The organism is Arthrobacter sp. Hiyo1, assembly GCF_001263615.2.
Classification (GTDB): Bacteria; Actinomycetota; Actinomycetes; order Actinomycetales; family Micrococcaceae; genus Arthrobacter.
In genome coordinates this window covers 282,524-293,835 of sequence record NZ_DF952469.1, presented here as the reverse complement: position 1 = coordinate 293,835, position 11,312 = coordinate 282,524, and the positions used below count along the sequence as shown (strand labels likewise).

General features: G+C 63.8%; 7 protein-coding genes and 5 pseudogenes. 3 read left to right on the top strand and 9 right to left on the bottom strand.

Features of this window, described 5'->3' with window-relative positions:
• Together mfd and AHiyo1_RS05895 are read left to right on the top strand one after the other, a co-directional pair.
• A pseudogene (mfd, locus tag AHiyo1_RS05900) lies at positions 1-3,287 on the top strand (transcription-repair coupling factor); the annotation flags it as partial.
• Positions 3,288-3,293: 6 nt separating this feature from the next.
• A pseudogene (locus tag AHiyo1_RS05895) lies at positions 3,294-4,096 on the top strand (metal-dependent hydrolase).
• A gap of 9 nt (positions 4,097-4,105) precedes the next feature.
• On the opposite strand, the gene AHiyo1_RS05890 reads toward AHiyo1_RS05895, so the two are convergent.
• From AHiyo1_RS05890 to AHiyo1_RS05845, 9 genes and pseudogenes are all read right to left on the bottom strand, one after another.
• Positions 4,106-5,608 (bottom strand): OmpL47-type beta-barrel domain-containing protein, encoded by a 1,503-nt coding sequence (locus AHiyo1_RS05890; protein ID WP_059387917.1) that lies wholly within the window; start codon positions 5,606-5,608, stop codon positions 4,106-4,108.
• Positions 5,609-5,624: 16 nt separating this feature from the next.
• Entirely contained in the window at positions 5,625-6,128 is a 504-nt protein-coding gene (locus AHiyo1_RS05885) for a hypothetical protein (RefSeq protein ID WP_340639289.1), read from the bottom strand.
• Position 6,129: 1 nt separating this feature from the next.
• Positions 6,130-6,528 (bottom strand): hypothetical protein, encoded by a 399-nt coding sequence (locus AHiyo1_RS05880; protein WP_059387916.1) that lies wholly within the window; start codon positions 6,526-6,528, stop codon positions 6,130-6,132.
• Positions 6,529-7,062: 534 nt separating this feature from the next.
• Positions 7,063-7,287 (bottom strand): hypothetical protein, encoded by a 225-nt coding sequence (locus AHiyo1_RS05870; protein WP_059387914.1) that lies wholly within the window; start codon positions 7,285-7,287, stop codon positions 7,063-7,065.
• Between the two features lie 5 nt (positions 7,288-7,292).
• Positions 7,293-7,541, bottom strand: coding sequence for a hypothetical protein (locus AHiyo1_RS05865; RefSeq protein ID WP_059387913.1), 249 nt, complete (start codon positions 7,539-7,541; stop codon positions 7,293-7,295).
• A 256-nt stretch (positions 7,542-7,797) separates the two neighbouring features.
• The gene (locus AHiyo1_RS05860; protein ID WP_059387912.1) at positions 7,798-8,022 is read right to left on the bottom strand and encodes a hypothetical protein; all 225 of its coding nucleotides are present in this window, start codon (positions 8,020-8,022) and stop codon (positions 7,798-7,800) included.
• A gap of 53 nt (positions 8,023-8,075) precedes the next feature.
• Positions 8,076-8,779 (bottom strand): annotated as a pseudogene (deoC, locus tag AHiyo1_RS05855) (deoxyribose-phosphate aldolase).
• Between the two features lie 94 nt (positions 8,780-8,873).
• Positions 8,874-9,778 (bottom strand): annotated as a pseudogene (locus AHiyo1_RS05850) (FAD-dependent oxidoreductase).
• Positions 9,779-9,918: 140 nt separating this feature from the next.
• Complete coding sequence (locus AHiyo1_RS05845) at positions 9,919-10,929, bottom strand: LacI family DNA-binding transcriptional regulator (RefSeq protein WP_059387911.1); 1,011 nt, start codon at positions 10,927-10,929, stop codon at positions 9,919-9,921.
• 134 nt (positions 10,930-11,063) lie between these two features.
• Here AHiyo1_RS05845 and AHiyo1_RS26250 point away from each other — a divergent pair.
• A pseudogene (locus AHiyo1_RS26250) lies at positions 11,064-11,312 on the top strand (MFS transporter); the annotation flags it as partial.

Genomic DNA, 11,312 nt, shown 5'->3' with positions numbered 1-11,312 from the left:
CACCCGGAGAGCTCGACGGCGGGTCCCTTGCGGGTGGTCGTGGCGCCGGTTCGCGCCGTGGTCCAGCCGGTCGTGGCGGGCCTCGGAGAACTGGTCCCGGTGACGTTGAGGGTGGGGCAGGAAATGCCCTTCAGCGACGTGGTACGCCGCCTTGCCGACGCTGCCTATTCCCGCGTGGACATGGTGACCCACCGTGGTGAATTCGCCGTCAGGGGCGGTATTTTGGACGTCTTCCCACCCACCGAGGACCACCCGATCAGGTGGAATTCTTCGGCGACGAAGTGGACCAGATGCGCTGGTTTGCGGTGGCAGACCAGCGTTCGCTCTCCGGTCCGGCCGTGCACCACCCCAGCGAATTGCACGCCCCGCCGTGCCGGGAAATCCTCATCACGCCGTCCGTCATGTCCCGGGCGGCAAGGCTCAAGGCCGAGATGCCGGCCGCCGCTGACATGTTGGAAAAGATCGCCGGCGGCATCGCCGTCGAGGGCATGGAGTCCTTGGCACCGGTCCTCGTGGACGCCATGGTGCCTTTCGTGGACCAGCTGCCGGCCGGTTCCATCGGTGTGGTCATCGAACCGGAAAAGGTCCGGACCCGAGCCCATGACCTCGCGGCTACCAACGAGGAATTCCTCGAGGCAGCCTGGTCCACGGCGTCCAACGGCGGGACGGCTCCCCTCGATCTCGACTCGGTACTGGGCTCCCAAGCCGCTTCAGCGTTGCACGCGGCCAGTTTCCAATCCTTGACGGACACCCGGAGTGCGGCGCTGGCCCACGGCGTCTCCTGGTGGTCCATCACGTCGTTGGCGACCGACGAAGACCTGGTCCTCGACATCGACGTCCTGAACCTGCACGCCCGTGAACCGCGCGGATACCAGGGCGACGTCGCGGAAATGCTCGAATTCATCGGTTCCCATGTGCGGGACCAATGGCGCATCGTGGTGGCGACGGACGGCCCCGGGCCTGCCCAGCGTCTCGCCGAGTTGTTCCATGATGCTGATATCCCGTGTTCCCGCGTCGACTCCCTGGCCCACGAACCCCAGGCCGGCATCATCGAGGTGACCACTGCCGCCGTCGGACGCGGTTTTGTGCTGGACGGCCTCAAGCTGGGGCTGCTCACGGAAGCGGACCTCCTGGGCCGCTCGTCGGCCGGGTCCACGAAAGACATGCGGCGCATGCCCTCAAAACGGCGCAACGCCGTCGACCCCCTCCAGCTGCACGCCGGTGACTTCGTGGTCCACGAACAGCACGGGATCGGGAAGTTCGTGGAGCTGATCCAGCGCAAGGTGGTCGGCTCGTCTGCCGGTTCTTCCGGAGGGGACGCCGGTCTTCGCGAGTACCTCGTGCTCGAATACGCGGCGTCCAAGCGCGGAGCCCCCGGCGACCGGCTTTTCGTGCCCACGGACCAGCTGGACCAGGTGACCCGCTATGTCGGCGGCGATACGCCCTCGTTGAGCAAGATGGGCGGGGCGGACTGGGCGAGCACCAAGTCCAAGGCCCGGAAGGCCGTCAAGGAAATCGCGGGCGAGCTCATCAGGCTGTACTCCGCCCGCATGGCCTCGCGCGGACATGCCTTCGCGCCGGACACGCCGTGGCAACGGGAACTTGAGGAAGCCTTCCCGTATGTGGAGACGCCGGACCAGCTCACCACCATCAACGAGGTCAAAGCCGACATGGAACGCGAGATCCCCATGGATCGCCTGGTCTCGGGAGACGTCGGCTACGGAAAGACCGAGATCGCGGTCAGGGCCGCGTTCAAGGCGGTGCAGGACGGCAAGCAGGTCGCGGTACTGGTTCCCACCACGCTGCTCGCCCAGCAGCACTATGAGACATTCACCGAGCGGTTCTCCGGATTCCCTCTGCGCGTCAAGCCGCTGTCCCGCTTCCAAGGCGCGAAGGAAGCCAAGGAAACCATGGAGGGAGTCAGGAACGGCTCCGTGGACGTCGTCATTGGCACGCACCGCCTGCTGTCCAAGGACTTCGAGTTCAAGGACCTTGGCCTGGTGATCGTGGACGAGGAGCAGCGCTTCGGTGTGGAGCACAAGGAAGCGCTCAAGAAGATGCGCACCAACGTGGACGTCCTGGCCATGAGCGCCACTCCCATCCCGCGTACCTTGGAGATGTCCCTCACGGGCATCCGCGAAACGTCCACGCTGGCCACGCCACCGGAGGAGCGGCACCCCGTGCTGACGTACGTCGGGCCGTTCACCAACAAGCAGACCTCCGCGGCGATCCGGCGCGAACTCATGCGCGAAGGCCAGGTCTTCTTCGTCCACAACCGGGTGTCCTCGATTGAGCGCATCGCCGCCCAGATCCGGGAACTCGTCCCCGAAGCCCGCGTCGAAGTGGCGCATGGGCAGATGTCCGAGAGCCGCCTGGAAAAGATCATCGTGGATTTCTGGGAGAAGCGTTTTGACGTCCTGGTCTGCACCACCATCATCGAAACCGGCCTGGATATTTCCAATGCCAACACCCTGATTGTGGACGGCGCGGACAAGTACGGCCTCTCCCAGCTCCACCAGTTGCGTGGCCGCGTGGGCCGTGGCCGGGAACGCGCCTACGCCTACTTCCTGTACCCCTCCGAGAAGCCGCTGGGCGAAGTGGCGCTCGAACGACTCAAGGCCGTCGCGGCCCACAACGAGCTTGGCGCGGGCATGCAGTTGGCCATGAAGGACCTCGAAATCCGCGGTGCCGGCAACCTGCTGGGCGGGGAACAGTCCGGGCACATCCAAGGGGTTGGCTTCGACCTGTACATCCGCCTGGTGGGCGAAGCCGTGGCCGAATACCGCGGCGAGGCCGAAGAGAAGGCCGCAGACATGAAGATCGAGCTGCCCGTCAACGCCCACTTGCCGCACGATTATGTGCCGGGTGAACGCCTGCGCCTTGAGGCCTACAGGAAACTGGCCGCAGCCATCACCAATGAGGCCATCGACGAGGTATTGGCCGAACTCGTCGACCGGTACGGAGAGCCGCCGCTGCCCGCGAAGAACCTGATCGCCGTCGCCCGCTTCAGGGTGGGTGCCCGCGAAGCCGGGCTGTCCGACGTCGCGCTCCAAGGCAACTTCATCCGTTTCTCGCCCGCCCAGTTGCCTGAATCCAAGGTCATGCGGCTCAACCGCATGTACCCGGGATCGCAGATCAAGCCGGCCCTCGACGCCGTGCTGCTCCCCAAGCCGAAGACGGCGAGGATCGGCGGCCGCGACCTGCAGGACGCCGAAATCCTGGAGTGGGCCAACACGGTAATCGAAGCTATCTTCGCGGCTTCGCCGGCCACCCAGACTGCGGGCTGAAGCTTGATGGGAGGACACCACGCCGCGTCCGGGGCCGCGGCGTGGATAGCTATCGCTTCAACCGGCCCGTACGCCTTGGCTGGTACCCGCTGGACGCCACCGGAATCCTCATCGGAGCGATGACGACGGCGGGAACTGCCTTGGTGTGCGATTGGGACCACCGCTCAAGCACCATCGCCCACTCGCTACCGCCGCTGTCCAACGTGATCGCCGTCGGGATCGAGAAGGCCAGCGGAGGGCACCGGCAGGGAACCCATTCGCTGCTGGGCGCTTCGGCTTTCGTGGTGCTCGCCGCCATGGCCGCCCAGTTCCAGCTGGACACTCCCGTAGGCCGTTTGTCCGTGGGTGCCGGACTGTTGTGCATGTTCATGATCAACCTGGCCGCAAAAGCACTGAAGCTGTTCCCGAACTCGGGGTGGATCTCCAATTGGATCTTCGCGCTCGCCATGGCCGGGCTGGTCACGTGGTTCGCTCCGCATCAGTGGAGCTGGCTGCCCTTGGCCATGCTCACCGGCGTCGTGGTCCACATTGCGGGCGACATGATCACCACCGGGGGAGTGCCGCTGTTGTGGCCCATCGTCATCAAACCGCCTAAGTTCTGGCGCAAGCTGCCCCTTGTCAGCGGGATTTGGCGGGCCAACGGCGCGTTCTCCATCCCCTTGCTTGGTAAAGCCGGTTCGCGGCGGGAATGGCTGGTCCTGATTCCCGTGAGCGGTTACGCCATGGTTGGGCTTGGCCTGGCGGCATGGGCACTGCTCCGAAACCAGTGGCCGGCACTCCTGGCACTCATGATGGGGCTGGGTGGATGAGGGTGGATTTCAGAACTTCGATTGGCCACCGGTAGTGATGGTTCCGACAGGGTTGCCAGCCTTGTCCGCGGCGCCCGCTGCCGGAGTGTAGACCGGAGAAGCCGGTGAGAGGCTAGTGCCCGCGGTACCACCCGAGCCGTTGGAGGTGAAGGTGATGACGAGGGTTCCCGAGGACTGGGTCCAGGTCATGCTTGCCGAGAAGGTTCGAGCCGAGGTGCCTGTGTTGTAGGCGGCACCAAGTGAGACGCTGCCAAATGCTGGCGCAGGGCAGGTGGAGCCAACGAACGTCAATACGTTGCCTGCGCTGATACTGGCGGTGCCGGTGGCAGTCAGGGTGGCGGACGTCGAATCCCAACCACTGCACAGGGTGTGTGCGTCCATGTCGGTCGAGAAGACGATGGTGAGCGTATCTCCTAAATCGGCTGTCTTTCCTGTCCCACCGTTGGCCATGGTGACCGAGCTGACAGCCGGGGCCGTAGTGTCGATCTTGACCGTTTGAGTTTGGGAATTGCTGGTGTTCCCTGCGATATCAGTGGCGGAGTAGAACACCGTATGAGTGCCGTCACCGCCGCTGACAACCACCGCGGCTGTGGCCGCGTTGACGGTGACCGGGGGAAGGGCGTCCACATGGTAGGTAATCGACGCGACGCCCGAACCGCCGGCGTCTGTCGCGCTGAGGTTAACCGTCACCGTGCTGGTCCTGTTGTAGCCCAAGGAGTTTGGCGTTGGCGAGATTGAGGCAACTCCCACCACCGGGGCAGTGGTATCGATCTTGACCGTTTGGGTCTGCAGGGTGCTGGCGTTCCCGGCGACGTCAGTGGCGAAGTAGGACACCGAGTGGTTGCCGTCGCCGCTGACGCTTACGGCCGCCGTGGCGGCGTTGACCGTCGCTGTGCTGCCGCCGTCGACCGCGTACTTGATGTTCGCAACGCCCGAACCGCCGGTATTGTCCACGGCGGCGAGGTTGACCGTGACCGTGCCCGTGCGGTTGAAGCCTGCCGTGTTCGGCGTCGGGGAAACCGAGGTCACGCTAATAGTGGGGGGCGTCGAATCAGTATTGACTGCAGAACTGCGTGCGCTTTCAGCGCCGGCCCACAAGGAGATGACAGGCGTGACTGTGTAGTACCAGGAGCCGCCTGGCACGCCTTGTTCAATGCAACTAAGGGTGGTCACCGTGCCCGCGCAGCCGCCTCCTGCGGCCACCGCGGTACCACCGCTCGCAGAGGTGTAGCGGGCGACGGTGTAACCCGTCACTGCATGTCCGGCCGGTGTGGAAACAGCCGCCCAGCTGACGGTGACATTCGTGCCGCTCAGGGACGCAGAGGGAGTGCCGCCTTGCGGCATGCTGTCGGCTTTTGCCGCCCCGAAGTTGCTGCTGCTCAGCGACTGCCAAAAGGCGTTGGCTGCCGGGCCGCCCCAGGAGATGAACAGCACCGCAAGGAGCGTCCACGTCACGCGACTGCGGACCGCCCGATTGTTTCCGCGGCCTGCAGAGTGCTTGGGCTTGTTCATTTGCGGACCGCCATCGTCACTGGAAGGTGGAATACAGCGCTTGGCAGCTGGATTGTGAAGCCGTCGACATCGACGCGGCTGCTGGCAGGGTGATCAGGATGGAGGAATTCGCCGGTATGGAAACCGTTGGCGTCAAAGGAGCGCCGGGAGCATTGAACGTCACGCCCGTAGTGGTGCACAGCGGGTGGGATGCATCCGCGGTGGCTGTTCCGTTCGCGGTGAAACCGTACACCTGCACTGCGAAGGCATTCGGATTGCTTGCCCGCACGATGGCGTCCGCGGTACCTCCCGGGATGAGGGTGGTAGCGGGACTGTCACCGGCAACGAAGGCGTCCACGGTCACTGTCTGCATGGTGGCGCTGGCTGCCGAGCCGCTGCCGATCCCGACTGTGGACCAATAGGCGTAGGCCGATCCGACACCCAGTACCAGGCTGAGCACGGCAGCCGTTGCGGCTGTTTTGGCTGCAGCCAAGGAGCCGGGCTTCATCCACCTGTTCGCTTTCATGTCAGTTGCCCGCATTTCAATTGCCCTGTCCCGTCCCGGAGTAGGAAATCTGGAGTGTTGCGCCTTTGCAACCGTCCTGGTTGAGCGAAGTGTCCAGCATTGTTATCTGTGGCCACCGAGACGCCGGAATACCGCTCGACGAGAGCGAGGAATTCCCTGGCGGGGCGGCGATCGGATAGTTGCCGCTGAATTGGGTTACTGAATAGTCCGAAGGATTGCACGGCCGGTTGTTCGCCACGGCCTGGGCATTCCGGGTGACTCCTGTCACGGAAACGGTAAGGCCCGTGACATTGAGGCTGGAATTGCCCGGGTTCGTCAATTGAAGATTAATCGGCACCGAGTTGCCCGGTGCCAGAAGCCCGGTGGGGCCGCCTGAGATGGTGAACGGTTGGTGCTGCCCGGCGGTCACCGTCAAGGAAACGACGACGACGGCGGACTGTAGCGTCCCGCTGGTGCCCTTGAGGCTCAGGGAGTAGGTTCCAAGAGGTGTTGCTGAAGTCGTGGAAACGTCGAGGTTTGCCGTCGCGGATCCCGGCCCGACGGCGACAACCGCAGGCGAAAACGATGCTGTGGCTCCTGCCGGCAGCCCCGAGATTGTCAGTGAGACGTTGCCGACAAACCCGCCTGAGGCTGGACCACGACGTTGTAGCTTGCCGACGTTCCCTGCGTGACGGATCTGCTGGTAGGGGCAAGCTGCAAGGTGATGGCTTTTGGCGTGTTTTGGTTGCCATTGCCATTACTACTGGCGGCAAGCACGACGCCCGATGTGAGGGTCACCAAAAGGAGGCCTGCCAGAAGCACTTTGGCTCCCGCTCGGACGATGCGAAGCGGCGAGTGGAATAACTCCGGAATGCTCGGCACCTGGGCCTCCTCTAGGATTCTGCGTGGTTTCTACTGCGGTCGGACAGCACAAGCTGGTGGGCCCGTAGCGGGCCCACCAGGTGGATGGCTAGTTGCTGGAGTACGCGAAGTTGACGGTGACGTCCTTGCAGGCGTCCTGGTTGCTGGCCTTGTTGTTGAATGCGATCGTCGCACCGCTCCAGCTGTCCACATTCGTACCACTGGCTACTTCGTGGCCGACGCCCATTGTCGCGTTGGCAAGGGTGAAGTCCGTAGCGTCGCAGCCGACGGCAACCGCTCCGCCTTTGGTCACGCTCGCGATGCTTGCCGTCACGCTGGTTACGTAAACCGGGCTCGTGTTGGGTTGGTGAACTTGCCGCTCAAGGTCTGAGGTGCGCCGCCCGGCTCCAGACCGGTGACAACGCCAGTCTGATTGACCGTGATGGCGACGTTTGTCCCTGATGCTCCGGAACCGACACCGCTACCGGTGTTGGTCCAGAAGGCGTAGGCGGCTCCGCCGCTTGCTGCCACGAGGGCGAGTGTTGCTGCTGCCGCGTAGACTTTTCCCTTTTTGCTGAATTTGCGCATGAGTGAGACTCCTTTGTGAATTGGTATTCCCCAGAACAGGCGATAGCGGCAATGAATTCGAAATTTCCAACCCTTGCTTCGATTGCCCATTCAATCGATGACCACATGCTGGCATGGGCGGTCTTTAACAAACAACGAGTGGTGTTACCCGTTTTTTCAGCCCCATGCGAGTGGTACTACTTGGTTTCGAGGAGTCGCACTTAAACAACTGTGGCCCCGGACTAAATGTCCGGGGCCACAGTTTTGCGGTTAGGTCTTAGCTTTCGCCCGCCGAGTTGGAGCGGCCGAGAATGGTCTGCGGGATCCAGAAGGCGAGGCCAAAGAGGACCAGGCAGACGGCCATCGGCCAGGTGTTCTCCAGGGTCAGGAAAGTCAAGGAGAAGATGGCGCCCAGGAACAGGACCATGCTGAATACAAAGAGCAGAATGCTCTGGCCCATGGGGTTCTCTTTTTCGATGGGCTGGCTGGCGTTCTGGGACATGCTTTCCTCCTCGGCCCCGGGGGGCTCAAAAACTATGGCGGCTGCCGGGAAACTCAGTACGCGGATGAACCTTGTTCACCTTTGACGATGGCAATTCCGGAGCTCGCACCGATACGTGTTGCACCAGCAGCAATCATAGCCTGTGCATCGGCGAGGGAACGTACTCCACCCGAGGCCTTGACGCGAGATCCGGGCCTACCGTCTTGCGCATGAGGGCTACATCTTCCACCGTGGCGCCGCCACCGTTGAAACCGGTCGAGGTCTTCACGAAGTCCGCCCCGGCCTCCACCGACGCCTCGCAAGCCAGGACCTTCTGCTCATCAGTCAGCAGGGCGGTCTCGATGATGACCTTGAGGATGGCTCCACCCGCGTGGACCGCCTCCGCCACTGTCGTGATGTCATCCACCAATGCGCCTTTGTCCCCGGCGCGGGCCGCGGCGATGTTGATCACCATGTCGATTTCATCGGCGCCATCCAATACGGCACCGCGTGCTTCGAAAGCCTTGACGTCGCTGGGGGTGGCGCCCAGCGGAAAGCCGACAACCGAGCAGGTGAGGACTCCGGAACCCTTGAGCGCCTTCGTGACGGTCTTGACCCAAATCGGGTTGACGCACACCGACTTGAACTTGTACTCAGCCGCCTCGGCACAGACTTGGCGCACCTCGGCCTCGCTGGCCTCTGGCTTGAGAAGAGTGTGGTCGATGTATGAAGCGATGCTTGCACTGTTGTCCAGTACGCTCGAGGCTTCGTTGCTCATGGAGGTCCTTCCGTGGCGGGCCCGGTGTGCCGCAAGGGTCGCGGCTCATCAAATGACCATCTTGCCACACTGGCCGGCTGCCGTGGAGGCTCCCTTAGGCGGCTGCGGAGCGCGCGGAACCCGGGGACTGGGTGGCACTGGAAGTGCGGAGCCTGGCGTCTTCCTCAAGCCGGGCGGCGCAGTGAGCCGCTGCGGCATTCGAGGACAAAACAAGCCCAAGGCGCATGCCGTCCCGGGAGGCGGCGTCCCCGATCGCCCAGATACCCGGCACTGAAGTGGCGAAGTCGCGCGCCACCTTGATGCCGCCGTCGGGAGCTGTTTGCAGGCCGGCACTTTCAGCGAGCCCGTTGCGGGGGAGCCGTTCCTCGGCGAGCACCACAAGGTCGCCGTTCATGCTGCTACCGTCCTCGAAAACGATTCCGGTAGCCGGCAGGACCGAACCGGCGACGGAAGGCATGACCGCAGCCGGACGCAAGGTGGTACGGATGGGTCGGACTCCGCGGGCACGCAGCACCGCTTCGGCCTGGCCGGCCGCCGGACCGGTACCAACCAGAATCCCCAAAGGACGACGTCCCAGGACCTGGTGATGTCCTTGACCGCGGTGCCGATCGGTTCGGCGTCGTCGATGGTGGAGTAGTTGAGGCTGCGTGCTGCGCCCTGCACGGGCGGGTACATGGGGGCGGAACCGGTGGCAATGACCAGCTGATCGTAGGTGAACTCGAGGCCTTCGGTGGTGGTCACCGTACGGGCCTGGACATCGATGAAGCTCGCGGCCTGGCCGAAACGCACGGAGACCTGGGGGAGGGCGGCCAGCTCCAGGAGCGCATCGGGGCACTCGTCGCGGTTGCTCAGCACGGTGATGTTGCCGGGGAACACGGTGGTTCCCGGCTGTCGAGAAGTAGTGCTGTTGCCTGTCAGCCGACGGACCAGGGCCTGGGCTGCGGGCCCGGCTCCGGCGATGACGAGGTGGACGGAGCCTGCGGACGGTGTGATGGACATGATGGTCCCTTCGCTGAACTGAGCTGTGGTTGATGTGCCTATGCCCAGCGTAGGCGGGGGGTTTTTCGGTGGTGTTTCCCTGTTGTTGCCATTTGGCGGTGGCCCGTTCCCTGATGGTTACCCGCCGGTAATGAGCTGGGTCACATGGGGGCGGGCGCCGTTGAGTTGCGGACCACCAACTCGGGAATGAGGCGCTCGTCCGCGATGGGAGCCTGAGCATGATTGAGCCGGTCCATGGCCACGGCTCCGGCGACACTTCCCAGTTCCATCGCGTGGAGGTCGACGGACGTCAGCTCGATGCCGTGGAGCCGGCCGGTCCGTGAATTGTCATAGCCCACCAGCGACAGGTCCCCGGGAATGGCCAGGCCCCTGGCGTAGGCGGCTTCGCGTGCCGCCAGCGCGAACTGGTCGTTGTGGGCGAAGATGGCGGTCGGGCGGTCCGCTGAGTCAAGGATTTCACTTGCGGCACGCATTCCGCCATCTTGCGTGAAGTCATGGGCCGGTACGGTCCGGGGAGCCAGGCCGGCGCCGCGCATTGCCTTCTCATAGCTTCTCCGGCGGACCGTATGGCCGTCATAATCGGGTCCGGCCAGATGGGCGATCCGGGTGTGTCCAAGGCTGAGGAGGTGTTCGGTGGCGGCGCGGGCGCCGGCGTCGTCGTCGGAATACACGCTGTCGACGCCGGGTACTGGCCGCGCGACGCTGACGATCGGGACTATCCGGGCCAGTTCCCGCACCCGTTCGTCCGGCTCCAGCAGCGTTGCGGCGATGATGATCCCCACCCGTGCCTCGATCAGCGAGTCCACGGCTTCCGCGTCTACGCCGTCAATAGACTGGGAGACGCTTAAGATGAGTCGGTTGTGGGCCTGGGGGAGCGACATCCTCACGCCGCTGAGGATGTCGGCATAGACCTCGTTGTGGATGTCCATCAAATAGAGCCCGACGGCGGAGCGATGCTTGCGTGCCAGGTCGGCAGCGGCTGCGTTGGGCCGGTAACCGAGACGTTTTGCCGCCTCGAAGATGGCCTGCTTCGTCTCGTCGCTGACGCCTGGAGCACCACGGAAGGCGAAAGACACGAGCGTGCGGGAGACGCCGACTTCACGAGCAACATCGCTCTGTGTTGCGGGACGGAGCTGCCGGTCAAGACCCATGCCCTCATCTTCCCACGGCGGAGAAAGTCTCAATTAAGTCATTTGTTAGATTGACCTTACATTTAAGTCTTTCGCGCGTTAGTCTGTTATTCAGAGCGGGTGTATGACCCGCATCACAAGACAAAGGAGTCCTGATGTCTGCTACGCAAAGCCACAGGGGAGTCGGCAGCGCGGTCGCGCTTCCTCCCCTGAGCAACGGCCCGCATCGTAAGCGCCTTGGCCTAGTCGCCCTGATTGCCACCTTCGGTGGACTGCTGTTCGGTTATGACACGGGTGTCATCAACGGCGCCCTGAGGCCAATGACGGCCGAACTCGGCCTCACCCCGTTCACCGAGGGGATCGTCGCCAGCTCGCTCGTCTTCGCCGCGGCGATCGGCGCGCTC

What these genes read in the sequence shown, in the direction of transcription:
- AHiyo1_RS05865 (WP_059387913.1), bottom strand. Translation starts at nt 7,541, where the DNA reads ATGCGCAAATTCAGCAAAAAGGGAAAAGTCTACGCGGCAGCAGCAACA.
- AHiyo1_RS05885 (WP_340639289.1), bottom strand. Translation starts at nt 6,128, where the DNA reads ATGCGGGCAACTGACATGAAAGCGAACAGGTGGATGAAGCCCGGCTCC.
- AHiyo1_RS05860 (WP_059387912.1), bottom strand. Translation starts at nt 8,022, where the DNA reads ATGTCCCAGAACGCCAGCCAGCCCATCGAAAAAGAGAACCCCATGGGC.
- AHiyo1_RS05890 (WP_059387917.1), bottom strand. Translation starts at nt 5,608, where the DNA reads ATGAACAAGCCCAAGCACTCTGCAGGCCGCGGAAACAATCGGGCGGTC.
- AHiyo1_RS05845 (WP_059387911.1), bottom strand. Translation starts at nt 10,929, where the DNA reads ATGGGTCTTGACCGGCAGCTCCGTCCCGCAACACAGAGCGATGTTGCT.